At 50.9% G+C, this 24,735-nt stretch carries 23 protein-coding genes; 11 read left to right on the top strand and 12 right to left on the bottom strand.

Annotated elements, in window-relative coordinates; genetic code table 11:
* Nucleotides 1-10: 10 nt before the first annotated feature.
* The 4 genes from ACS5NO_RS04815 to ACS5NO_RS04800 all read left to right on the top strand — a co-directional run bounded on the left by ACS5NO_RS04815 (nt 11) and on the right by ACS5NO_RS04800 (nt 2,989).
* Nucleotides 11-826, top strand: a complete 816-nt coding sequence (locus ACS5NO_RS04815; RefSeq protein WP_439414091.1) for a HipA family kinase — start codon at nt 11-13, stop codon at nt 824-826.
* Nucleotides 823-1,680 carry a DUF3037 domain-containing protein gene (locus ACS5NO_RS04810; RefSeq protein ID WP_439414090.1) on the top strand — a complete coding sequence of 286 codons (858 nt, stop codon included), beginning with the start codon at nt 823-825 and terminating at the stop codon, nt 1,678-1,680. Before ACS5NO_RS04815 ends, ACS5NO_RS04810 begins: the two co-directional genes overlap by 4 nt.
* A 9-nt stretch (nt 1,681-1,689) precedes the next feature.
* Nucleotides 1,690-2,034 (top strand): Xre family toxin-antitoxin system antitoxin, encoded by a 345-nt coding sequence (locus ACS5NO_RS04805; RefSeq protein WP_439414089.1) that lies wholly within the window; start codon nt 1,690-1,692, stop codon nt 2,032-2,034.
* A 97-nt stretch (nt 2,035-2,131) separates the two neighbouring features.
* Entirely contained in the window at nt 2,132-2,989 is an 858-nt protein-coding gene (locus ACS5NO_RS04800; RefSeq protein ID WP_439414088.1) for an Rpn family recombination-promoting nuclease/putative transposase, read from the top strand.
* A gap of 6 nt (nt 2,990-2,995) precedes the next feature.
* On the opposite strand, the gene ACS5NO_RS04795 is transcribed toward ACS5NO_RS04800, so the two are convergent.
* The 6 genes from ACS5NO_RS04795 to ACS5NO_RS04770 all read right to left on the bottom strand — a co-directional run bounded on the left by ACS5NO_RS04795 (nt 2,996) and on the right by ACS5NO_RS04770 (nt 11,778).
* A complete protein-coding gene (locus tag ACS5NO_RS04795) occupies nt 2,996-3,934 on the bottom strand; it encodes a carbohydrate-binding family 9-like protein (RefSeq protein WP_439414087.1) in 939 nt (312 codons plus the stop codon).
* Between the two features lie 129 nt (nt 3,935-4,063).
* Entirely contained in the window at nt 4,064-5,200 is a 1,137-nt protein-coding gene (locus ACS5NO_RS04790; RefSeq protein WP_114403999.1) for a Wadjet anti-phage system protein JetD domain-containing protein, read from the bottom strand.
* Nucleotides 5,197-8,628, bottom strand: a complete 3,432-nt coding sequence (locus ACS5NO_RS04785; protein WP_439414086.1) for an ATP-binding protein — start codon at nt 8,626-8,628, stop codon at nt 5,197-5,199. Before ACS5NO_RS04785 ends, ACS5NO_RS04790 begins: the two co-directional genes overlap by 4 nt.
* Nucleotides 8,612-9,196, bottom strand: a complete 585-nt coding sequence (locus ACS5NO_RS04780; RefSeq protein WP_439414085.1) for a DUF4194 domain-containing protein — start codon at nt 9,194-9,196, stop codon at nt 8,612-8,614. Before ACS5NO_RS04780 ends, ACS5NO_RS04785 begins: the two co-directional genes overlap by 17 nt.
* Nucleotides 9,197-9,201: 5 nt before the next feature.
* Nucleotides 9,202-10,674: a DUF3375 family protein gene (locus ACS5NO_RS04775; protein ID WP_439414084.1), complete on the bottom strand. Its 1,473-nt coding sequence runs from the start codon at nt 10,672-10,674 to the stop codon at nt 9,202-9,204.
* 81 nt (nt 10,675-10,755) lie between these two features.
* Nucleotides 10,756-11,778, bottom strand: coding sequence for a helix-turn-helix transcriptional regulator (locus tag ACS5NO_RS04770; protein ID WP_439414083.1), 1,023 nt, complete (start codon nt 11,776-11,778; stop codon nt 10,756-10,758).
* A gap of 133 nt (nt 11,779-11,911) precedes the next feature.
* Between ACS5NO_RS04770 and ACS5NO_RS04765 the strand changes: the two genes are divergently transcribed.
* The 5 genes from ACS5NO_RS04765 (at nt 11,912) to ACS5NO_RS04745 (ending at nt 14,594) form a co-directional block, all read left to right on the top strand.
* Entirely contained in the window at nt 11,912-12,157 is a 246-nt protein-coding gene (locus ACS5NO_RS04765) for a hypothetical protein (RefSeq protein WP_439414082.1), read from the top strand.
* A gap of 44 nt (nt 12,158-12,201) precedes the next feature.
* Nucleotides 12,202-12,375, top strand: a complete 174-nt coding sequence (locus tag ACS5NO_RS04760; RefSeq protein ID WP_439414081.1) for a hypothetical protein — start codon at nt 12,202-12,204, stop codon at nt 12,373-12,375.
* A 50-nt stretch (nt 12,376-12,425) separates the two neighbouring features.
* Nucleotides 12,426-13,775 carry an ADP-ribose polymerase gene (locus ACS5NO_RS04755; RefSeq protein ID WP_439414080.1) on the top strand — a complete coding sequence of 450 codons (1,350 nt, stop codon included), beginning with the start codon at nt 12,426-12,428 and terminating at the stop codon, nt 13,773-13,775.
* A gap of 2 nt (nt 13,776-13,777) precedes the next feature.
* Entirely contained in the window at nt 13,778-14,056 is a 279-nt protein-coding gene (locus ACS5NO_RS04750) for a hypothetical protein (protein ID WP_439414079.1), read from the top strand.
* Between the two features lie 76 nt (nt 14,057-14,132).
* A complete protein-coding gene (locus ACS5NO_RS04745) occupies nt 14,133-14,594 on the top strand; it encodes a pPIWI_RE_Z domain-containing protein (protein WP_439414078.1) in 462 nt (153 codons plus the stop codon).
* Between the two features lie 184 nt (nt 14,595-14,778).
* Here ACS5NO_RS04745 and ACS5NO_RS04740 read toward each other — a convergent pair whose 3' ends face one another.
* Genes ACS5NO_RS04740 through priA form a run of 3 tightly spaced genes read right to left on the bottom strand, consistent with a single transcriptional unit; the run spans nt 14,779 to nt 17,893 of the window.
* Complete coding sequence (locus tag ACS5NO_RS04740) at nt 14,779-15,132, bottom strand: DUF5615 family PIN-like protein (RefSeq protein ID WP_439414077.1); 354 nt, start codon at nt 15,130-15,132, stop codon at nt 14,779-14,781.
* Nucleotides 15,132-15,368, bottom strand: coding sequence for a DUF433 domain-containing protein (locus ACS5NO_RS04735; protein WP_138989669.1), 237 nt, complete (start codon nt 15,366-15,368; stop codon nt 15,132-15,134). Before ACS5NO_RS04735 ends, ACS5NO_RS04740 begins: the two co-directional genes overlap by 1 nt.
* A gap of 20 nt (nt 15,369-15,388) precedes the next feature.
* The gene (gene priA, locus ACS5NO_RS04730; RefSeq protein WP_439414076.1) at nt 15,389-17,893 is read right to left on the bottom strand and encodes a replication restart helicase PriA; all 2,505 of its coding nucleotides are present in this window, start codon (nt 17,891-17,893) and stop codon (nt 15,389-15,391) included.
* A 240-nt stretch (nt 17,894-18,133) separates the two neighbouring features.
* On the opposite strand from priA, the gene ACS5NO_RS04725 reads away from it, so the two are divergent.
* Nucleotides 18,134-18,508 carry a DoxX family protein gene (locus tag ACS5NO_RS04725; protein ID WP_439414075.1) on the top strand — a complete coding sequence of 125 codons (375 nt, stop codon included), beginning with the start codon at nt 18,134-18,136 and terminating at the stop codon, nt 18,506-18,508.
* 212 nt (nt 18,509-18,720) lie between these two features.
* Here ACS5NO_RS04725 and ACS5NO_RS04720 read toward each other — a convergent pair whose 3' ends face one another.
* Both ACS5NO_RS04720 and kefF read right to left on the bottom strand, forming a co-directional pair.
* The gene (locus ACS5NO_RS04720; protein WP_439414074.1) at nt 18,721-20,607 is read right to left on the bottom strand and encodes a monovalent cation:proton antiporter-2 (CPA2) family protein; all 1,887 of its coding nucleotides are present in this window, start codon (nt 20,605-20,607) and stop codon (nt 18,721-18,723) included.
* A gap of 8 nt (nt 20,608-20,615) precedes the next feature.
* On the bottom strand, nt 20,616-21,206 hold the full coding sequence (gene kefF, locus ACS5NO_RS04715) for a glutathione-regulated potassium-efflux system oxidoreductase KefF (protein ID WP_114404016.1): 591 nt from the start codon (nt 21,204-21,206) through the stop codon (nt 20,616-20,618).
* Between the two features lie 259 nt (nt 21,207-21,465).
* Between kefF and ACS5NO_RS04710 the strand changes: the two genes are divergently transcribed.
* Complete coding sequence (locus tag ACS5NO_RS04710; RefSeq protein ID WP_439414073.1) at nt 21,466-22,494, top strand: YpdA family putative bacillithiol disulfide reductase; 1,029 nt, start codon at nt 21,466-21,468, stop codon at nt 22,492-22,494.
* 23 nt (nt 22,495-22,517) lie between these two features.
* On the opposite strand, the gene ACS5NO_RS04705 is transcribed toward ACS5NO_RS04710, so the two are convergent.
* On the bottom strand, nt 22,518-24,563 hold the full coding sequence (locus ACS5NO_RS04705) for a tetratricopeptide repeat-containing sensor histidine kinase (RefSeq protein WP_439414072.1): 2,046 nt from the start codon (nt 24,561-24,563) through the stop codon (nt 22,518-22,520).
* Nucleotides 24,564-24,735 lie beyond the last annotated feature (172 nt).

Raw genomic sequence — 24,735 nt, 5'->3', positions numbered from 1 at the left:
TTAATTAGTATTGAAAATCCTCGAAGCCATTTCCTACCTCGGCCCGATTCGCTCCGGCGGCTCCACCAAGCCGTGGGTTGTACAAGTGAACGATCAGGGTGCGCTTACACCCTATGTGGTCAAACTGTTCACGGAAAAGCAAACGCAGCAATTGCATCCGGTGGCAAAAGAAGCATTCGGCAATGTATTGGCTCAGGAATTTGACTTAAAAGTACCTACTGCTGCACTGATTTCTTTTGGTAAAACCTTTCTGAAAACATTGCCTGAAAAGGAAGCTGGCCGGTTGCGGGAGGTCGATTCCGGTTTGAAATTTGGTACGGAATTAAAGACCCACGCGTCCATCGTTGATATATCGGACCAACGAGTATTCTTGAAAAGCTACGATATCGGTACTATCTTTGCATTTGATAATTTAGTACTCAATCTGGACCGGGGAGGTCAACGCAATAAGCCTAACCTCCTGATTGATGACGAGGATTTGGTACTGATTGATCACGAACAGATTTTTCCTTTCGCAAATGGTACATCTGCTGTCCATGACTATGTAATGCCGCCATTCGATCGGGATGGCTGGTATCTCCCCTACGAGAAACACCTGTTTTATCCGTTATTAAAACAGATGAATGCCAATGAAAAGGAAGAAGTATTTGATACATTCCGGTATTTTTTAGAGAATTTGAATGTCAATGCTCTGGATGAGGTAGCGAACCAATTGGAAGTAAACGACATTGAAATTGGCAATTACTCGGTGATCAAAACGCATTTATCCCAAACCAAAGCCCGAGCCGGAGCGTTTTGTAAATTTTTAACGACCTTGATCGCGTGAATTCAATCTTCCACTATAGCATCCTCCAATACCACCACTCCCAGGCACTGGGTGAGGTGTTGAATATTGGGTTACTGCTGTGGTTTCCTGAACAACGCCAGGTTATTTTTCGCTATCCTTCGCGGCTCGGCCGCATTAGTAAGCTTTACCCGTCTTTCCCGGAAAAGACGATCAAATCCTTCTTTCGTGGCATTACAGCCAAGACGCTTCAACTGAATAAAAAGCCGGACATTTTTATCAAATACGAGCAGCAGGCCCAGTTGTTCCCGGACCATGAAATTCTGATTCGCGATTCCAGCGCCTTGCAGTTCGGCGACGTCAAAACCGGTGTGGTTTATACGTCCGACTTGTCTAAGATTGCAGACGATTTCTATTGGCTTTTCCTGGCTTCTTACGATGAGGAAGAAACTTATCGGGGCCGCCACGATGAGGCTTATCTCCTTACAGCTTTTAAAAAGAATCTACGCAAGCGCCTACAAGGACGCATCAGCCGCGAAACACTGGATCGACCCATAACCGTTAAACCGGAGACTACAGGTTTGGTTTATCAGTTTCCTTTTGCCTGGCAGAACGGCACTTATAATTTAGTAAAACCGGTCAGTTTTGATTTAAAACTGCAGCAGTCCATTACCGAAAAAGTAACCTTGAATGTCGGGCAATTCACGGTTTTGCGCCCCTATGCGGAACAACACAACGCCCGTTTCGATGTGCTGGTGGCTCGTCCAAAAGACCGCGGATTATACAAACCGTACGACCAGGCCGTTCAACTCCTGGCCGATCTGCCACACGTTAAGATAGTCGAGGAAGAGCAGTTGGATAGCTATTCTGAGAAAACAGCGGAAGCTTTACGATAAGCTATTTTTATGATCAATAAGGAAGTTCAACAGGTCGATCAACTGGCCCAATTGCTCAATCTTTCCCTGAAAGAACTGTCCGCCATTCTGCAAATCACCGAACGCACCCTGCATCGCTTTCGCAGCGAAGGACGGCTGGACGCTCAGGCTTCCGAAAGGCTGTTGTTACTGGAAAATCTGGCGGCTCACGGCCTGCTGGTTTTCGACAACCGGGCCGATGCCCTGTCCAACTGGCTGCGTTACCCGTTGCGCGAGTTAAAAGGACAAGCTCCCATGCAGTTGCTGAACACCATCAGCGGTTTCGGTCTGGTGGATGATGTTTTGACCCGGATTGAATACGGCGTTTATGTCTAGTTCTGAATTACAATGGTTCGGTTGCGGAAACAGTTGTTCCGCCAACGAAATACGACGCCATTTTTCAAAATCAGCCATTTTTGCTTAATCTTGGTCCATGGAAGAATTCGACACCGGCCAAGAGCGGTTTATCCCGCTTATCTCTGATTACGGCTTTAAAGTGACTTTTGGCAACGAAACCAACACATTATTTCTACGCCAGGCTTTACAAACACTATTAAAATCTACCGTACCAATTACCCGCATTATTTTTAACAAAAATACGGTTGAAGGCTATACATCAGACAGCCGGAGCGGGGTGTACGATATCTCCTGTACGGACGAACACGATAACCACTTCATTGTAGAAATGCAGTTGAGCGACTACCCCCAATTCCTGCAACGCATGAAATTCTATTCGGCCTTTAAATTCAATACGCTAGTCAAGAAAGGCGATTACTCATTTGAAAATCTCTCCAAAGTGTATTGCGTGGGTATTCTGAAAAAGACTATCTTTCCATCTATTGAGGATTACCATAACATTTCTACGCTTCGCAATGAGAAGGGCGAACAAACAGATAGCCAGTTATCGTTTATTACCGTAGAGTTAGACAAGTTCAGAAAAAAGGCTGGTCAGGTAAAGTCAGATATTGACAAACTCATTTATACCATGAAGACGCTGCATAAAGTCAAAAATAAAAAGCAGTTTCCAGAATTCTGGAATGAAGAATGGCTGAAAGCGGCTATTCAGGAAGTAGACCGTAGTGCCATGTCAGCCGAAAAGAGATTGGCATATGAGATGCTAATTGCCCAAAACGCGGCAGCCGTGCATGGTGAAAAAAAGAAGATTGAAGCCATCAAGAAGTCTGCCGTGATAAAAAGCCTTCAAAAAGGATTAGATCCGGAATTAGTTGCTGAGATCAATGATGTGACCCTTGACTTTGTTTTAAACATACAGCGTAGCTTATCCAAGTAGTGTTTTTCATAACCCCTTCTCCGAAAACCGGATCATCGGAAAACACTCCGGAACATGCGAATCCCAGACGCGGTGGGAATTCCAGGCCCAGCCGCCGTGGTCGCCGGAAGGGGCGGCTTCTTTGTAGGTGTTGAAGCGCGAAAAATCAAGGCGCCATGGGTCGTTGTTTTTCGGAGGTAGTGCGCGGTGGTCGGCTTTGGCGAGGTCGCCCATGCTTTTCCAGGGGAAGGCCAGTTCAACCGTCCATTTTCGGTCCCGATCCTGGTTGTTGTTGAGGGTGCCGTCCACGAAAACCGCACTCTGTAGTCCCGGAAACCGGAAATCCCAGGAACCGTAGCGCAGCCCCCGGGGGTGGTTTTTGAACCCAACGCCGTTGAATTTTCGAACCGCCGGATTGGAAAGGGCAAAGCGGGGATCCTGCCCAAAACCGCCTTTTTCGTAAGCATCCTGCCAGATAAAAAACGCTTCGTAGCGCGTGCCTAACGCATTGATTTCAAATTCGTAATAGGTGTCCTTCCCGGCAATAAACACCTCCACGTCGTTTTCCGAATAAATCGGATCGTTGTGATTCGCCAGTTTGGCGTTGATATAGGGCTCTTCCACCCAGAAGGCCACGTAGAGATTCTCCTGGTCCCAACAGACAGCCGCCCGCGTGTCGTGCAACGTCTTACCGCCCGAAACCAGATCGACAAACCGGGGTGAACGCGGGATTTTGGTCCAGATTTCCTCGTCCAGTTTTCCGTCGATCACGGGCGGTTTGGAGGTTCGGTAAGCGGTATACTGTTCAATGGTATTTTTGTCACACGGAAACGCCCATTTTGCCGTATCGGCAGCCGAGGGATTGGTGGGATGAAACGATTTTTGCGAACCCGAACCTTGAAAGAAGAGGAAACTGAGAGTCAAAATCAGGATTGTGGGGAAACCAGCCGGGCGGTATTTTTTCATTTGTGTATTGTAGCGTTATCCGTAAAAATAGGGATTCTACCCGGATTTCGCCCATTTCTGCCAGAAAAGACGGGGAAGTATTTCTTTGTATTCATGAATGAAACACAACTATTGTTGCAGCCATTAACGCTATGTCGGATAGACAGTCAGTAGTTGTTCCAATACCCAGTTACCTTCCAGCCGCTCCTGCTCAACCCGCCAATTGTTCACTAATAGCCGTTCATAAAGCCGCCGTTCCGGCTCCGTCAGATTAGTCAATTCCAGCGCGAGAAAGTCCCCGCCGATTCCGCTCCGGTGAAACCGGATGAAGGTCGTTTCGTCCATCAGCATGGACTGAATTTCGGGGTAATGGCCCCGAATCTGGGAGAGAATCTGAAAACCATGGACATCGATGTCACCCCAGTAAAACAGTTGTTTTTCGGACAGCCAATCGATGCCCCCGAGAAGGTTAACTGCAAAACCGCCACCCCAAATAGCCAGGCTATTGGGAATAGCCGGAAAAGTCAGGAAGGAAGTCAGGTTTTCGATGATGTAGATCCGCTCACAAGCCAGGTTCAGACCACGAAACTCGCTCAGCCACACGCTGATGTGCGACAGCGTGGCCTGGATGCGGAGGGTATTGTCCAGAAACCGGATTTTCACCATCGGCTCTTCAATTTCCAGGTGAAACCGTCTGTAGAAGTCGGTTTCGTCGGCGTTGATGTGGGACGGAATCAGGTGATCAAGCAAAATCCGGAGAATGGGCCGGTTCGTTTCGATAAACTTTGTGGGCAGGTCGATGGGCAGGTTCCGGACGTACTGCCGGGGCTGGGGATTTTGCTGGAAATACCGGACAACCCGCAATAAATCAGGCCATTTGCCCAATTGTTCGATTACCAGCCGGGGCATTCGTTCGAGCAGAGCAAGCAATTCCGGCACTTCGATCCGAATCTGGCTAACCGCCTGAACAAAAGCCGTATACTCGTCTTCTTTTCCCAGAAAAACCAGAAAATCATCCAGCGATTCAAACGAAATCCGGCTGATTTCGCTCTGCTTCGTGCGGCTATTTTGTTTGAGTTGAAGCGTGTAACCCCGACCGGTTTTGTTCTTCGAGTGAAGTAATAATTCCTGCTGCTGGGCAAAAATATGCTCGCTTCCCTGCCGACGATCCAGGGCTTTATTGGCGGAAATGACCAGCGGAAACCGGTTTTCGCCCGTCAGATGCCCCTTCAACAGGTTGATATACTGCCGGTTGGCCTTGGTTGTCAATTCTGCTAACGTAATCATGCTTCGTTCGCGTCGGCCAGCAGCGTTTCTTTCTTCTCTTTGTATTCCAGAATCGGAATATCCCGAACCGTGGATTTGCGCCGGTCGTTCTGGGCGCGGGTTACCCAATGAATCACCGACACGTCGTTTTCCAGCAGGTGAATGGAGGTCAGGGGCGTCACGACCATCAGTTGCAGACCCAGACTGCGGCAGAGTTGCAGCAGGTACTTCGACTTGTCTTCGTCCAGTTTGCTAAACGCTTCATCGACCACAATAAACCGGAACGACTTATACGTATTAGCGTCGCGGTTGATACCAAACTGAAAAGCAATGGCCGCACCCAGCACGGTATAGGCCAGTTGAGCCGCTTCTCCCCCCGACAAACTGCCCGAACTTTCGTAAACCTGTTTCGGTGTCTGATCGGTTTTGAAATACTCACGGGCTTTGAAATCCGACCAATTGCGCACGTCACTTACCTCCTGTCTCCATTTTTCATCAGCTTGTAATTCGTTAATAAACGGCTGAATCCGGCTAACAAAATGCTCAATTTCAGCCTCTTTCGGATTAGTTGCCAGCGCCATTTGTGTACGGTCAGGCTGCCAGCTATTGAGTTTGCCAAACCGGAAATCCCGAATCCGGGGTTTACGCGTGTCGGTGCGCTCCAACTGAATATAGGTGTCAGGGTTGAGGTTGAATGCAATACCCCGCAGCGACTCGTTGATCTGGTCGATGGTTTCACAAATCCGCTCGTGTTGCAGTTCGAGCGAGTTACAATAATCGCTTAATGCTTTGGTCGCGCCACTCTTGAATTCCTCCTGAAACCGGCTTTCCAACTCAACCAGATTCTCATCCCGGATTTGCTCGTAACGATCGACGTATTCGGCCAACTGGTCAATGTCAGGCTCCAGATTGTTGGTTTCACTTTCCCAATCCGGGAATTTTAGCCGCACCTCTTTTTTCGGTATTTTAAAATCAGACATCCTTTTTTCAATGTCCTTTTCAAGTTTGTTCCGACTGCTTTTTAACGCAGCGATTTCGGCACTCAACCGGTTTTCCAGCTTTTGTTTTTCCTGAATAAAGTTGCCAAAATTCAACTGCCCGACCAGTGTACTTGTCAAATCATTGAGACGGTTTAATTCGATGTCAATATCCTCTGAATCAAAGTTATCCAGAAAATATTCGCCACCTCTTTTCTCTTCCTGCAAGGTCTTTATAGTCCGCTCAGTATCCTTGAATTCATCCCGCGTTGAGTCTTTTTTAGCACTCAGATTAGCAATATTTTTCCTCAGCATTTCGAGTTGTTCCAGCAACGTTTTCAGTGTCTGGTTCGAATTTTCGAGTTGTTCTTTTTGTCTCGACAAATCGGCAATTTTCAACGCGTCGGCCTGCCAGTCCAGTTTCGAAAATTGATCCATAGTCAGAAACAGCGTCAGGCGTTTTTCGTCTTCATCGATCTTTTTCTCTTCATTAACTAATCGGTTTAAAGCCTGGTTGAGCTTGGTTATGTCGTCGCTCAACTCCCGGCCTTTGCGTTGCTTTTCACGGAGAAGTTCACGGTTATCCCAGCCCAGAATATGCCGGTGATTTGTTGAATCGTCGCGCTCGTGACGGTTCTTTGTCCGGTTCAGTCCCGATGGTAACAGGGCTTTTTCGGCCCGTTCAAACTCGCTCCGGTTTTCAGTACACAGGTAATTGAACCGGCTGAAGATGTGATTTTCGACCCAGTCGATATACCGGCTTTTAGGGTTAAAATCCAGTTTGGCCACCAACGTGCGGGGGTCCGGAAAAATCGGCGGGCCCGGTTTACCGGCTACAAGCTGAAAAACCACCTTTCCCCGCAAATCGGTCTGCGCGTTCACGTATTCCGTAACGGCCGAATAGTAGTCCGTCGGCACCAACAGGTTCAGTCCCAGGCTGTGCAATACTTTTTCGATGGCGTTGTTCCAAACCGCCTTTTGGTCGTCGCGCACCTGCATCACCTCAGCGACAAACGGAATATCGGCTTCGGTTGCGTTCACAGCCTCCAGAATTTCCTGCCGGATTTCGGCGGGTCGTCCGGTCACTTTTCCCGTGCTGTTCAGAAGTTGAGTGATTTCAGCCGTCAGTTTGTCGAAGTCGGTTTTCAAACCGTTCACCTTCGTTTGTGTATCGAATTTCTGCTGGCCAACCCGCTCCCTATCCTGAACCAGCGACTGTTGCAGGGCCACGGCGCGCTCAGTATTTTCACGAAAGGTCACTTCGTCGGGATTCTCGACAAATCCCAGCGGACGGGCGAAACGATTATAGTCTATTAGTTTCTCTTTCTTATCTGTCTTTATTTCCTCTAATCCTTTAATTTTCTGGGCTAACTCCTTGATTTGCTGATCAACTTTGTTGTTTTCTTTTGCGGCATAAACCTGTTTTTCCTGCTCACGCAGTTCTTCCAATTGGTGTTCCTGGGTGGCCAGTTTGTCCTCCAGTCGCTTTAATTCGCGTTCTTGCCGGGCAATTTCTGCCTGCCAGATTCCGCCCTGTTGCCGGGCAAACCACGGTTCCAGCAAACGTTGCTGACCTTCGGCTTCCCGAATGCGGTTTTCCAGTTCGGCATAGGCCTGACTGAGGTCATAAACCGGTTTTAGCAAACTGAGCTGAATCCGGGATTTTTCGAGTGCCTGATAGGCCACCAAAAGCGTTTGGTAGTTATCCATCAGCTTTTTAAACGTGTCCTCGGCCGTACTCTCTTCGAGCATGTTGGTACGAATAAACTCGTCCAGATCGCCCAGAATTTTCATGCCCACCGTCTGGTTAAACAGCGTCAGTGCTTTGTCGCTCCGCATTCCGAACAACTGCTGAAACCGGGCTGCGTATTTCGGAAACGCATCAAAGTCGTCGATGCGGTCGGCAAACTGCCGCTTGAGTTTGCGGAGCCAGTTTCCGTCGGTACTGAACTGAATATGGTCGGCAATGGTGAGTTCGAGTTTGGCAATGACGTATTTTCGTTGCAAACCGCTGTTGTTGAACCACCGAATCTGCGCCAGCGTAACGGGCGTACTGGCAGCACCCTCATTGGTGAACACGCCCAGAATAATGGAATAGGTAGCCGAGCGGTTTGGACGCAGTTTTTCAACGCGCGAGTTCTGCTGGTCTTCGCTTTGCGTCCGGGAATAATGCCCCTCCACGTAGGATTCTTCGGTGCGTTCCCGGGCACTTTTCGCCCCTGACGACTGATTGAAAAACCGCTTTTGCGGATTGACCAATAAGGCCAGCAGCCCATCGACAAGCGTCGTTTTGCCCGATCCATTCGCGCCCGTCAGCAAGGTATTGTTTCCATCCAGCGACAATTTCCAGATGTCGCTCCGGTTATTGCCTTCATGAAACGTCCCCCAGTTGAACACTTCCAGCGTTTTCAGTCGGTAGCCCGTCCGCGTAGCAGCGGAGTTCCGCCCACCGGTGTCAAACAGACTCAACATAGTTGCGTAGTTTATCTCTGAATTCTTCGAGTTTCTCGTTGGTAATTTTGGCTTTTAGCAACGTTTTTACTTCGTATTGGGTGTTATCGAGATTGACTTCATCTTTCCGGGAAACCTTCAAAAAACCGTGATCGACCAGTTTTTCGATCAGGTTGTCCAGTTTTCCCAGCAAAGCCTTCTGATTCGTCTGGTTTTTGAAAAACAGTTCGATCCGATCCCGCAACTGCTCCCGCGTCACGAAAAGCCGACTGCTGCTCAGGTGAGCACTGATTTCGTGCTCTTCCAGCCATTCCCGCAACAGAATACACAACAGACTCTGTTCGTAACTGAGCGGCACCCGGCGAATCAGCCGGATGGGTGGATTGCCTTCATCCTCCGCAAACTCCTTCTGAGTGAGTCGGGCGTAGCCTTCCCGCCGGTTCAGATCGAGCGTGACGCCAATGACCTGAAAATAGTCGCGGATGGCCGATTCATACTGCTCCAGCAACAGCCAGTAGAACCGGTCATCGTCGTAAATGGCGTGCGTCTGAATGAGCTTGACCAACACGGAGGCATACGGTTTTTGCATGGCAGTTAACGGCAAAAGATAATTTCCGGGAAATCGACCATTCGTTGAGGTACGGAATTGGTCGGACTGATGACAAAAATTTCTTTTCGGGCATCGTTGATGATATGCTTCTCCGACGACGCAGCAATGCTTCCGTAGGCCATCAATTCCGTTAGCCCGTGAGTCAGCCCAAACTCGTCGACTACCCGGCGCAACGTTACCTGGGCCTCACTCCGGAGCAGGTATTTGATGTTTGCCAGCAATACCGACTTATCGATAACCCACTGGCTGACCAGCAAATCAAAATCAGTTTCTTCGCTTTCGGCAACAGACAAGGCACGCGGCATAATCTTGCTTTCGCGTTCCTGCAATGATATCGTCGTATCGGTGGACAGGTAATCCGGTCGTCCGTCAATTTCCAGAAAGGCTTCTTCTTTGGGCGGATTGTCCATCATTTCGAACGCCAAAGTTCTGATTTCGTTGATGAGCATCAGCGACTTTCGACGCTCCATCCTATTTTTTTCGGAGATAATTTTCTCCAATTTCTTCGCCAGCAGGTAAAAAGACGCGTTCACTTTTTGTCCTTCGCTGTGCAGGTAAAATTTAATTTTCCGGACAAACGTATCCTCCGGTGGCAGTCCCCGTTTGTTCAGGAGTTCAAACACTTGCCGAATCAGGTTATCGAGTTCAGCCTTCTGGGCCGGATCGGTCAGATGCTGATAAAAAGCCTCGAAACTACGTCCCTGATCGGTTTGACGCAGTTCATACAGTGCGTCGAGTGCATAACCGAGAAGACCGCCCTTCGTCTGGTCAAGGGCCGCCTGTTTCTGGTAAATCCGTTGGGTAATATCACGAAAATTGGATTCAACTTCCCGAAAATCGCGCAGCATACTCCGCGACAATAGATTCACTTCCTGAAACCGTTCTTTAATCTGATAATCTTCAAACGTCTGAACGGTTTGCGTCAACGTCAGTTGGCGAATCTGCTCATCGATCGCCAGTTTCTGTTTTTCCAATTCGGTCACCTTCGTCTGCCAGTCCTCCGACGTATTCTGAACCAGATCCCGCAGCTTGTTAACAATGTCCAGAAACCGGGATTCCGTCCCAACGAAACTCTGTTTTCGCATCAGCGATGCCACCCAATCCAGCACATTTTCCATGTCGGGCGTGAGCGAATGCATGTCCTGGCCCTGATCATCGGAGTACAATGTCAGGTATCCTTCCCGTACCCAGTCCCGGATAAATTTAGCAGCCCGGTCGTCAAAACCCAGCACCGCGCTGGCCAGATCACCTTCGTCGTCACGGGTATTCCAGGTTTCCAGAAAATCAGCCAGATTATTTACCAGTCGTTCATTCGTGAGAGCCGGTGTATAATCGGTATTTTTAAAATTTTCCTGTAAAAAACTGAGAATTAAGGGTGCTGTTCGGGCTCGCAATACCTTTAGCGGAACGGGGGTTCGTTCCGGGTTGAAGAATGCCTGGTATTTTGGGTAGAGCATAGTGGCGATTCAGACATTTACCAATAGTGAATATACCGAGATTTCTACCGATCAACAAACAGTTCATTTCCAAATGCCTCGTCAATACCGCCCCAGCGTCGCCCGCAACGACTCCGTAATGGTCTGCGCCAGACTCGCCGGTTTTAGCACTTTGACGTGTTCGCCGTAGCTGCGGAGGTGCATCAGCAGGTCGCGGTTGGGGGCCAGCCGGAGCCGGACGACGCACTCAGTTTCGTCGTCGCGCAACACCTCCTGCGTCTGGTGAATGGGTTTGGCTTTCACGTAATACCCGAATAGGGGCGTGAACGACAGCAGAATTTCCTCCACCGGATCGGTGGTGTCCGTGATGCCATAAATGTGGTCGAACAACTCGGCGACATAGGCCAGAACCGACGGTGGCACAGCGCAGGGTTCGTCCAGAATCTCCAGTTCGGCCATGCGGTCGAGAGCGTAGGTTTTCTCCTTGCCGCTCAGGGCATCATACCCAATCACATACCAGCTATCGGCCACCTCCCGCAGCAAAATCGGGTGCAGGGTTCGGGACGACGCGGACGACTCGATTTCGGGATCGGCGTGTTTGCGGTATTGAAACGACACCTGCCGGTTTTGATTCACGGCCCGAATCAGCACTGGAACGTACTGCCGGTTTCCGCCCAGCACTTTCTCTTCCACATACACCACTTTCCGCTGCATCCCCGACGCATTGCCGTCTTCGGGTCGCACTTCCCGGACAATGTCCAGGCTTTGCCGGACTTTCTGGAGGGCGTTGGTCAGTTCTGCTACCACCGACGCGCCCTGCGTGGCCGCCAGCACCTCGCGGGCGTAGTCGAGGGCTTCCATGTCGTCGGGCGTGAGCATGAGCCGGAGCAGCCGGAACTGCGGATTCGTATAGTAATAGCCGTTTCTGCGTTTGTCGTAGGCAATGGGCGCGTTGTGGTCTTCACGCAGCCGCTGGATGTCTTTTTCCAGTGACGAAACCGACCGAATGCCGCAACGGTCCTGAAGCAGTTCGAACAGCGCCTGTTTGGAATACCGGCGGGGGTAGCGGCTGATCACTTCGTCGATCAGGCGGTAGCGTTGGAAGGCGGAGCGGGTAATGGGCATGCGTTCGGTTGTTGTCGGGACAAAGAAGCGAAAAAAAAATCGCAGAAAAATCAATGGCCGTAAAAAGATTACGTTCTGACAAAATCAATTTTGTAGTGTTCGAATCACCCAGCCGAACAGAAACAACACGACGATGAACACGCTATTTGCTTCTCCCCAACCAGCAACGCACCCGGTTTTAACCGATCAGCGCACCGCCCGGCGGTCGGTCCGGCTTTCTGCCCGCCAACTTTTGGATGTTGAACTGGGACTTTTTCTGCTCTCGCAACTCTTGCCGAGTGCGCCCCCCGACGCCCTGCCCGGTTTGCTGAGCGACCACCATCCGACCAGCCCGGCCTGCCTGAACTGGACCACCCGCCGACCAGCCCGGCCTGCCTGAACTGGACCACCCGCCAGCACAAACTGCGCAACCGGGGTCTGGCGTTGTTGACGCATCTGACCCGGGAAACCTGCTGGCATGATCTGCTGGAACTGTACATTGCCGTTCCGGTTCATCTTCAGGCCTACGACATCAGTTGTGATCGCAGCGGATTTCGCTTGAAAACCGTGGGCTTTTCGCGCAATCGCCTGACGGTTTTACGGAGCGTTCTTGGATGATTTTTCCCATAAACCTGGTTCCCCTATCCCTTCTATTCCTCATTACTACCATGCTTACGAACCTGCTCCAGCGTGTTACGAATTACGTTACTCCTGCCGCATCGCTCAAAAATATCCAGTCACCTGCCAGCACGCTAATGTCTACCGATTCATCCGCCAAACCGGTCGATACGACGGCAAAAAAACTGCGTACAGTGAAACTGATTATGGTAACGGCCGAAAACAACAACAAATACTATGAAATGCACGAACAGCAGGATGACACTTTTACGGTTCACTACGGACGAATCGGTGGGGCCAAAAGCGTAGCCACCTATCCGATGGTGCAATGGGACCGGAAAATCCGCGAGAAAGTGACCAAAGGATATGTAGATCAGACGCATCTATATGCGGAGAAATCGGCCGTGACCGACGCCAGCACCATTGCCAATCCCGATGTGCGTGGGTTGATGAGTCGGCTGATGGAATTTGCGAACCAGTCTATCTACCAGAACTATGTCGTAACGGCACAACAGGTTACCCGTAAACAGGTAGAAACCGCTCAGCAACTGCTCAATGAGCTGGCCGCTCTGGTGGTCATGAACGTGGATACAAACCGTTACAACCGCAAATTGCTGGACCTGTTTAAAGTGATTCCCCGAAAAATGGGCAAAGTAAGCCAGCATCTATTAGCACAAACCCCCGAAACAGCCGATGATCTGCAAAGTCTGCACGATCAGTTGGCCTGCGAACAGGACACGCTCGACGTTATGCGTGGGCAGGTCGAACTGAGCCAGTCGAAGGAAGGCCCCGATCAAACACCGGCCACGCTGCTTGAAATGCTGAACCTGACTGTTGAGCCAGTCACCGACAAGCGTGTGCTGACGCTCATCAAGCGGATGATGGGACAGGATGCCGACAAATTCGACGCGGCTTTCATCGTTCAACAGGCCGCGACTCAAACGGCTTTTGACGCTTACGTCCGCCATCGCGCCAACCCCAAAACGCAGCTTCTCTGGCACGGTAGCCGGAGCGAAAACTGGCTGTCGATTTTAAAAACCGGCTTATTGCTGCGCCCGGCCAACGCCGTTATTACGGGCAAAATGTTCGGCTATGGGATCTATTTCGCCGATCAGTTTAGTAAATCACTCAACTATACCTCCCTGCATGGATCTGTTTGGGCCAACGGAAAACAGAAAGAAGGGTATCTGGGAATTTACGAAGTACACGTAGGCCAAGCGATGAAGGTAACGAAACACGAACCTCACTACATGCAGTTGGATGACGATTCGCTGAAGCGTATCCATTCAAAATACGACTCGGTATTTGCTCAACGGGGTGCGAGCTTGCTCAAAAACGAATTTATTGTCTATAACCAGGCGCAGTGTACAATTAGGTACATGGTCCGAATTAAACTATAACCATGAAAGCAGGCGCGAAAAAAACCAACCGGCAGGCCGTTCGCTTAGCCGCGACCACGCTGATTTTAGCCGAGGGCAGCACGACTACGCTAGACGTAAAAACTTACCTTCGGAACCGTGGCTATGAAGCTTATCAGGCCGTGGTATCGAAGCTACTTTTCCTTGTGGCTCAGCGGGAAAAATGGGCAGTTAACGACAATGGAACCTACCGGGTCTACTATTTCCCCAACCTGACTGCCTTACCAACTTACCTGACCAATCGAGTAAAAATAAATAATTAATTTTAGTAACAACGTAAAAAGATTACGTTCTGGTGGGTTTATTTTTGTATACAACGAACGGTAAACAACCATACTCATGAACGCACTGCCCCTATCCAACTCACCCCTTGCCCGCCAACTGAGCCCGTTTCCGTTGCACTGGCAGGAGCCACTGGCCACGCAACTCCGGTTTCAACACGAGTTGCCCGGCCAGTTGGCCAACCGGCTGTTGAACGTTGAACTGGGGCTTTTTCTGCTGGCGGAACTGTTGCCCCTGGCGCCCCCCCAGGCCCTTCCCAACCTGCTGAACGGCGAGGGACTGGTCTACGGGGAGCGCCCCGTCTGGAAACCCCGGCAACACCGCTATTTGAACCGCGCCCGGGCGTTGCTGGCTCCCTATCAGGACCGCAGCGTCTGGTTGATGGCGCTGGCGCGCTACGATGCGCTGCCGACCAGCCTGCGGGCATTCTGCTCGCAAAGTCCGGGGAGCTGCGGGTCCGAAGTGAGCCGGAGTATTTTTCGCAGTCGGGAAGAATTGTTCAGAAAAGCACTGGCTTAAGACGATGGTTTCTTTTTTTCAATCCGCACCCGCCCACCCCCTCATGGCTTTGAAAATCGCACTCTTTATCGTGTTTCAGAATAAACCGCTGATGGTTTTCAAACTGTCCTGCTATTCGGTCCTGATTCGAGTACTGGTACTCACGCATGTCCTGATTTTACCTCCGGGTTTTTATCGGCGGTAATCACAGTTTCCGCTGTCGAATTCCATCTTCGTCAATGACCGTAAAATGGTTTAAAATGTCAATCTTACCGGTCGAAAGTAAGTCAATCAAAATTTTAGCAGCATCATCAGGAGTGTTGCCTTTTCGACGAAAATAGACAACTGCCGGAGGGGATTCCAATCGATAATGGAATAAAAGCTCTCCGTAATCCCGGTCAAAAGTCAAGATGATCAGTTGCTCAGCAACGGCCTGAGCCAGAACCTGCTTATCTTTCCAGCCACCATTTGTTTCGGAGATGCTAATCACGTCATAACCTTCCGCACGCAGCCGTCGAATACTTGGACCCGGAAAATTTTCATTGGCAAGAAACCGCATCAGGCACTGGCTTTAAACGGGAAATAGAGTTCCTGACGTAAACACTCGTTCAGGTAGAAAAAAACCGCCCGAATATCTTCGCGTGTCAGTCTTGGATAGCTTTCCAATATCATTTCTTCGGTCCACCCTTTCCCGTAAAGTTCAAGCAGTAACTCCACTGAAATACGGGTGTTTTTAATGACCGGTTTGCCAAGCAGTGTTTCGGGGTCAGAATGTATATAATTTCTCCAGTTCATAATACAATGTATAGACAATTTCACAAACAATCCACATCCGCCACCACCGTCACGGCTTTCAATCCCTTGTCACTCAGCAGTTCATTGATCTTTTCCAGAATGAAAACCTTCGCGGCTTTGGGACTGATGGTGCGTTCAAGCTTGATCAGAATCGTGTACAGATACTGGTTTCGGATACGCTCGACCAGCGGCACTTCCGGCCCCAGTACCCGCGCTTCGCCCAGCTTCTCGGTCAGTTGGGCCACCAGCCGCTGAGCCGCGTTCTGGCTGACGCTCTGCTCGGCGTGCCGGACCGTTAGCTTGATGAGCCGCGAAAAAGGCGGATAGTTGTAATTTTCCCGCTCCACAATTTCTTCCTCAAACAGCCCCCGGTAATCATTCTCCAGAATTTTGAGCAAAACCGCCTGCTGCGGATTGCTGGTCTGAATCAGCACTTTTCCCCGGCGGTCGGCGCGACGACCGGCGCGGCCGCTGACCTGCGTAATCATCTGAAACGCCCGCTCGATGGCCCGGAATTCCGGGTAGTGAATCATCCGGTCGGAGTCGAAAATCCCGACCAGGCTGACGTTTCCGAAATCCAGCCCCTTGCTGATCATCTGCGTTCCGACCAGAATATCGACGTTGCCGCCCTCAAACTCCGAGATAATCTGCTGATAGGCATTCTTGGCCCGCGTCGTGTCCAGATCCATTCGCTGAATCCGGGCTTCGGGAAACACAATCTGAAGCTGATCTTCCAGCTTTTCGGTCCCAAAACCGATCGTCCGCACCTTGAACGAACCGCAGGCCGGGCAGCTTTTCGGCACCGGATCTTTGTGGCCGCAATAGTGGCAACGCATCTCGGCATCGCGCATGTGGTAAGTCAGGCTAACGTCACAGTTGGGACACCGGCCCGTCCATTCGCAGTCTTCACATTGCAGATAGGGCGAGTAGCCGCGCCGGTTCTGAAACAAAATACTCTGCTCTTTCCGCTCCAGATTTTGCCGCAACTGGTCGAGCAAAACCGACGAAAACTCGTTTTTCATCTTCTTCTGCTGCTTTTCCAGCCGCGTATTCACCAGCACAATGTCGGGCAGCATGGCGTCGCCGTAGCGTTGCAGCAGTTCAACAAAACCGTAGCGGCCCTGCTGCGCGTGGTAGTAACTTTCGATGGAGGGCGTGGCCGAACCCAACAGCACCTTGGCTTTTTGCCAGTGGGCAATCATCATGGCCACGTCGCGGGCGTGGTAGCGCGGGGCCGGGTCGTGCTGTTTGTACGACGTCTCGTGTTCTTCGTCCACAATAATCAGCCCGAGGTTATCGAACGGCAGAAAAACCGCCGAACGAACGCCCACCACAAACTGGTATTGGCCATCCACAATGCCCTTCCAGACTTCCACCCGCTCGTTGTCCGAGAATTTTGAGTGATAGATCCCCATTTTATCGCCAAACACTTTCTTCAGCCGGACCACAATCTGGGTGGTCAGCGCAATTTCGGGCAGCAGATACAACACCTGCGAACCGCTTTCGAGCGCGTTCTGAATGAGGTTGATATAGACTTCCGTTTTGCCGCTTCCGGTAATGCCGTGGAGCAGAACAATGTCTTTTTCGTTGAACTGGCTGATGACGTCGTCGCAGGCTTTCTGCTGAATGTCAGTCAGTTTCACCTCCACATTTTGCATATCCTCGTCGCCAAAACGCGGAACGATGATCTCAAAGGTTTCAAATACCTGGTTTTTGATCAGCGTTTGCAGCGACGACTGCGACACCTCATCGTCCTGATTCAGAATGGATTTGTCGAGTCCTTTGCGGTTGAGGGTGGGATTGTTCAAAACCGGCACGTAGCTCAGGTATTTCATCACCACCTCCTGCTGCTTCGGCGACTTTTCCAGTCCGTTAATCAGACTCAGCATCACGTCCCGGTTTTCGTATTTCTCCGTCAGCCGGACTTTCCGCACCATTTTCGGCACGTACTTTTCCCGCACTTCGTCGAAAACGATCACCGCCCGTTTGCCCACGAGGAGTTTGATCGTGCCCGGCACGTTGGTCTCCCCCACCAGCCGACCCAGTTCTTCGTACGACAGCGACGAATGCTTTTTGAGTTCGTCCAGCAAGCGCACTTCGTCGTCGGTCAGCAATTCGGGGTAGTCAAAATCCGGGTTGTACTGCACTTTCGACTGGCTCGTGATCTTCAGTCCCGACGGCAGGGCCACGTTCAGCACATCGCCGATGTTGCAGAGGTAATATTCTGCCATCCAGGCAAATAGCTCCAGTTGATAGCTGGTAATCAGCGGGTATTCGTCCAGCAATTCGAGAATGTATTTGGCCTGATAGGCATTCGGGGGTTGGTAGTGAATGTTCTTCACTACCGCCGTGTACACCCGGTTTTTGCCAAACGGCACAATCACCCGCGCGCCCACTTTCAGCCGTTCCACCATGTCGCGCGGCACGCGGTACGTGAAGAGTTTCGGAATCGGAACGGGGATGATCAGGTCAGCGAAATAGGTAGTCTCTTCGTCGAAAGCAAATGTCTGGGGCAATGATTGCACAATGGGTACGGCTTTATTTCGTATAGCAAGTTAGCAATTGCTGCGGCACTTTTACATTCAACATTCATCATTTGATAGGTATCAGTCCTTTTCGTCCGCTTGTCCACTATCCCAAAGGATACCGGTATCCTTTGGGATAGTACTATCTTTTGCATAGTGACCTGCTGTACTTTTACGGCCGAACAAACGACGCCGTTCGGACCATTCCGGACGCCGTTCGCATTTAACCAAAGGAAGATCATGAATGCAAAAACGAAACGAATTGTCACCATCCTGTTTACGGTTATCGCCAGTGGCATGGTGATTCTCAGCGGTATTATGAAACTGATGGGAAGCACCGACGTTGTAAAAACCTTGACGAATGCGGGCGTAGGTTCCTACATTCCGCTGCTGGGGATCATGGAGATTGCTTTTGCCGGCCTGTTTCTGTACCCCAAAACCATGAAGCTGGGCTTCGTATTGCTGTGCTGTTATTTTGCCGGAGCCATGGCCACCGAACTGTCTCATGGTGGGCCGCTCGCCGGGGCGATTATGGTTATGGTGCTGGTCTGGATAGCGGCTTTCCTGCGCGACAAAACCGTCTTCTTTCCAACCACCATCCGGGAAGGAATTTGAGGAGTTTTCAACCTTAAGACTTTCGCTTTCTGCCCCTAAATCTTCTAAAGGGGACTTGGACGTAGCTTAATCCGGATACTAAAAGTCCCTTTTAGGGGATTTAGGGGCAGAAAGCGAAAGTGTAACAGAATTATCAGATACAAGTCCTACAACCTGATAACCAGCCGAAAAGCCAGACTGTTTCTGATTTAGAATCGGGATACATTGACGCCTTAGAGATTCTGCTGTTTGAACTCGTTCCGCAGCGATTCCGGGTCCCAGCCGTCTTCGACATCCTTCAGCCAGCGGTCTTTTTCGTCGGAACTGAGCAGGTCTTCAAGCTCCCGAATACGTTGTCTGGCACTGCTGAAATACTGCTTCCGGTCGTGCCGGACGGCGGCCAGTCCTGCCAGGGCTTTTTCGTCGTGTTTCAGAAATAACCGGGCCGCCCGCTGCGACTGGTACGCCCGAAAACCGAGCAAGGTCATGGCATCGACGCCCATCCGGAGCGAGCTATCGACGGTTTCGCGGTAGATGTACGTCAACCCCGCATCCATCAGATCGTAGGTATCTTCCCGGTCGCTGGCCCGCACCAAGACTTTCAAATGGGGAAAATGTTTTTTGACGGTTTCGACCAGTTCCAGCGATTTGTCCGCCGAATCCAGGGCAATAATCATCAGCTTGGCATCCTCCGCACCGGCCGATTTCAGCAGGTCATAGCGGGACGCATCGCCGTAATAGACTTTCATGCCCAGTTTCCGCAATGTATCGACCCGGTCCGAATCAAAATCCAGAACCGTGGTTCCGATGTTGTTGGCCCGTAAAAACCGCCCGACGATGTTGCCGTATCGTCCGAAACCCGCGACGATCACTGCGTTCTTTTCGTCAATCGTATCCTGCTCTTTATCAATCACTTCCTTCGTGCCGATTCGCGGCAACAGCAGTTTTTCATTCGCCAGAAAAACCAGCGGAGTCAGCCCCATGCTGATGGCCACTACCGCTGTCATCAGATCCACCGTTTCCTTCGCCAGAATACCATTTTGCGACGCAAAGGAAAACAGCACAAAGGCAAACTCACCCACCTGACACAGCCCCAGCGAAAACAGTAGATTCTGGTCGGTTTTTAATCGAAAGATCTTCCCTAAAACCGCCAATACCAGTGCTTTCGCCACCATCACCGCCAACACGATACCGACCACCAGCAACGGATTTTCGGCAATTAGTTCAAAATTGATGGCGGCCCCGACGGAGATAAAAAACAGCCCCAACAACAGTCCCTTGAACGGGTCGATGTCACTTTCCAGCTCGTGTTTGTACTCACTGTTGGCCAGCACCACCCCCGCAACAAAAGCGCCCAGCGCGGGACTCAGTCCCACCATTTCCATCAAAACTGAAATACCGGCCACCATCAGCAAGGCCGTAGCGATGAAAACTTCCCGCATGCCGGTTCGGGCAATGATGCGAAAAACCGGCTGCATGACGTAACGGCCCATCAGCACCAGCCCCACGACCGCACTCACGACCACAATGGGGCGCAACCAGCCCGGCAGACCATCGATGAACGCAACATGCTCGTGTTCAGTGGCACTGATCGGGAGCGGATAAGTCGCCAGCAGCGGCATGATGGCCAGAATGGGAATGACAGCAATGTCCTGAAACAACAAAACCGCAAAGGTGTTTTGCCCGGCTGCCGTTTGCATCAACCCTTTTTCGTTCAGCGTTTGCAGCACGATGGCGGTGGACGACATGGCCAGAATCATGCCCAGCGCCAGCGACGGCTGCCACGGCAAACCGGTCGTCAGGGCCAGTCCGCTCGTCAGCAGTGCCGTCAGCAGCACCTGCAAACCGCCCAGGCCCAAAACCGGCATGCGCAGTTTCCAAAGCCGCTCCGGCTCAAGTTCCAGCCCCACCAGAAACAGCATGATGATGACGCCGAACTCGGCGAAGTGCATGATGTCGTGGCCCTCTTCGCCCACCAGCCCCAACACAGCGGGGCCGATCATGACACCGGCGATCAGGTAGCCCAGCACCGAGCCCAGACCGAGCCGTTTGGCAATCGGAACAAAAAAAACACCCGAAGCCAGGTAAACGATGGCCTGAATAAGTACGGATTGATTCATAAGCGTGATTAATCGACGAGTAATTCATTCAAATACCGACGCGTTTTGGCGTCTTCGAGGTCAATCTGGTCGGTGGTCAGCATCGTCAGCAGGCTTTTGTACTGACTCGCATACCGGCGCATTTCGGGTTCGGAAAGCCGGTGGGTGCCGTGGACGACGAAGGGCGGCAGGTAAATCATCTTACACAAATACGCCGTTTGATCGAAGGGAGCCAAAAATTGCTGCATGGTGAAGCGGTTATAGCCGCCTTCTTCGTAGGCTTCGTGGCGCCCACCGGTGGTCAGCACGTTCAATATTTTTTTGCCCACCAGCGCCTTGCCTTCCCGCCCATACGCCCAGCCGTGTTCGAGCACCAGGTCTTCCCATTGTTTCACGATGGCGGGGGAACTGTACCAGTAAAACGGATGATGCAGGAGGATGTAATCGTGATCCAGTAACAACTGCTGCTCCCGGTCCACGTCGATGTCAAAATCCGGGTATTCTTCGTAAAGGTCATTGACGGTGACGCCCTCCACCGACCGGCAGGCTTCCAGCAAAAGCCGGTTGGTGCGGGATTTTTCTAAAGCGGGATGCGCAAAAAGGATCAATACGGACGACATGCGATTCGGAAAAAAGATGGACTCAGACCACCCACGCGACCGGTTTGCCGGTTCGGCACAGGAGGGCTGTCTACTCAAATTTAAGTCAAATCTAAAGAAATAAAAACCGAGGGGAAGCGCGGTCGACTGCCTGAAGACCGCTTCAGTCAGCGGAATCCCGGCGATTTCGGGAAATATCCGGAGAATCAGAACTTCTTTGGCTAATTTTGGTATTCTTTATTTGTCCATCTGATCCAACCTGCTCAACGGGCAACACTATATGTACGACGTGATTATCATCGGCGGAGGACCTTGCGGTCTGGCGGCCGCTATCGAAGCTTCCAAAGCCGGACTGAGCCATCTGATTCTGGAAAAAGGCAGCCTGACCGAATCCATCCGCCGGTATCCGAAAATGATGCGGTTTTTCTCGACTGCCGAAAACATCGAGATCGGCGGCATTCCGTTTCCGATTGCGGGCGTAAAAGCCAACCGCACCGAAGCCTTGCAGTATTACCGGAAAGTGGCCGGTTATTTCAAGCTGAATTTCAAGCTATTCACGGAAGTCAAGCACATCACCCGGTATCAACCGCCCCAGGAAGAAGGAAAAAATTCGGTAGACCTGTTTACGGTTTTTACGACCAACGACCGCACCTACCAGGCTCACAAAATCATTCTGGCCACGGGCTACTTCGACAAACCGCGCACGTTGGCGATTCCGGGGGAGGATTTGCCGCATGTCAGCCATTATTACGACGAACCGTTTCAGTATTCCTACACCAACGTCGTTATCATCGGCGCGTCGAACTCGGCGGTGGAAGCGGCTCTGGAGTTGTATCGGGCCGATGCCCACGTAACGATTGTACACCGGGCCGACGATTTCCGGAAAACCGTCAAATACTGGCTGGTGCCGGATGTTAAAAACCGGGTCAAGGAAGGCAAAATCCACACCCGTTTTAGCACCTGTGTCACCCGCATCGAACCCGGAAAAGTGTGCCTGACTCAGTTGGAAACCGGTGAAGAAAGCGAACTGCCCGCCGATTTTGTACTCATGCTGACCGGCTACATTCCCGACGCCGATTTGCTGCAAGAGTGTGGCGTTTCGCTGAATCCCGAAACCCAGGTGCCGACCTACGACAAGGAAACCTTCGAAACCAACGTGCCGGGTCTGTATGTCTGCGGCACGGTGATGGCCGGGATTTACACCGAAAAAGTGTTCATCGAAAACGGCCGCGACCACGCCAAGGCGATTATCGACCACATCACGGGCAAGCCGGTGCGGAAAGTAGCGGAGTTGATCGAGCGGATTTGAGGAGGGATTTCTTCGAAAAACCCTTACTCAAATCCAGCCTCAGGAAGCACAATTTTAAATGTAGTACCTTGATTCGGAACACTTTCGAACGAGATTTTTCCCGCGTGGGCTTCAACAATCTGCTTGGTGATGGAAAGGCCCAGCCCGAACGACTCTTCGCCGGACGTTCCCTTCCGTTTCGATTCGGTAAAGACATCGAAAATTTTGCTCCCTACTTCCGGCGGTATCCCAATCCCCTCGTCTTTGACAATGAGTTGAACGGATTCCCGGTTTTTTTCAATCGCTATTTCAATCACTGACCCTTCCGGGCTAAATTTGATCGCGTTGGAAATCAGGTTGCTAACCACCCGCCACATCTTTTCATAATTGAGCCAAAGCACGGCGGGCTGGAGATTCAACCGGATGTACTGCTGTTTGTCGGCGGCCCGCAGGGCCAGCATATCGGCACAATGTTGCACCAGATCGGCCAGGTTCACCTCTTCTTTTGCGAAGTGTTTTTCCGACGTGCCGCTCATGTGCAGCAGGTTGTTGACCAGTTCCAGGGAGTTGGTGCCGGAATCTTTGATCAGCTTCAGAAAACCCCGGTCCTCTTCGGCCCGGTTGTCATCGTCCAGCATCAGTTCGGCCATCGACGACATGGCTCCGATCGGGTTGCGCAGGTCGTGGGCCACAATTTTCATCAGCCGGGCATTTTCCCGCTGGCTGTTTTCCAGGGCCGAAAGCGCCTGCTGCATCTGGCCGTTGAGTTCCGTCAGGTTCTTCACGTTGGTCCGGGAGCGGTGGTAGGAAAGCCAGATGACGAACGCCAGACACAGGGCCATTCCCAGAAAAACCGATAATCCAATCACATACGTATTCTGCAATTCACTGCTCTTCTCCAGCAACGAAAGCCGGTATTTCTGGTCGTGCTCCCGAAGTACCTGGTCGATGTCAACGTTCTTCAACCCGTTGTTCAGACGGTCCAGCGAGTCGCGGTAGGCATGGTATTTCTTTGAAAACCGGTAGGCGCCGGCCAAATCGCCCACCTTGTCGTAATACTGCCATTTTAACTGGTACCAGCTCTCCCAGATTTCCCCATGCGAACTGCTCTTTCCGCGACCCGATACCAGATCGGATTCCAGCTCGTTGAGCAACGATTTCGCTTTGGGCAAACGGTTATGGCCGATGTATAATTTGACCAGCTTGGTTTTCGCCGTCTGGGCATCTTCAATCGAAAAGCCGGGCCGGTCATTGAGCTGGATGTTCGTCTGCAAGTGTTTTTCGGCTTCCTCAAACCGGTTCAATCGCCCATACGCGCCCCCTAAATTCCCTTCAACAACGGCGCGGGCGGTGGTGATGAAATCCTGTTTGTGCGGATACTGTTTGAAACTTGCTTTGATAAACTCCAGGGCGCGGTTGTAATAGAAGATAGCCGAATCGGACCTGCCGGTTTTTTCAAAACACAGCGCAATCGAATTGAGCGCGCTCTGGCGTTGAATAAAACTGTACTGAAAAACTGGATTAGAACAAGAGCTTACCTCCCGGTAAGCCTGTTTAAAATACGGAATAGCCTGCTGATATTGTTCCTGTCTATAGCGAATAATTCCCAGGGCATTGCTGAAATCACTCAAGCTGCAATTGTCCAGACTTCCCTTCGAAAAGTTGCGTCCATCGTAATATACTTTAAAAGCGTGGTTATACTTTTTCTCTTCCTGCAACAGATTAGCCAGGGTATACAGGGTGTGGGCATATTCATACGGGTAGGTCGTTTCCTTGCTTTTCAGAATGGTAAACATGCTGTCGATATACAGCCTCCTGTTTACAAAATCTTGTTTGTAATACGTATAGTAGATCGCTTTTACCTTGTATTTTTTCCATAAATCACCAATTCCGGGCTTGCGCAGGGCATGGTAAGCCGAGTCCAGATACCGCATCGCCAAAGCGGGATTCTTCCCGTCCATGAGGTTGGTAGCGCGTTCGGCCGTGCTGTCGGCCCAGACAGTGTGGTCAGAATGGTGGTTGGGAGATCTTTCGCAGGCTATCGCTAATCCTAAAACAACTACAATAAGAAGGGTATACGTTTTTATCATACTTTCTATACACGTTGAGCACGCTAATCGCTATCAAACTACTCATATTTTTTTGGTAATTAAAATAGATTTTTTTTCGATTATTAGAAAGCAGGATGCCCTATTCTCCGATTAAAAGACAAATTCAACGTCTGTTAACCGGCAGCATCCTGCTCAAACTAATACAGAAAAC

The organism is Larkinella fluvii (genome assembly GCF_051857545.1).
Taxonomy (GTDB): domain Bacteria; phylum Bacteroidota; class Bacteroidia; order Cytophagales; family Spirosomataceae; genus Larkinella.
Note: the sequence above shows the minus strand (reverse complement) of the source record. Positions and strands in the feature narration are given on the sequence as shown.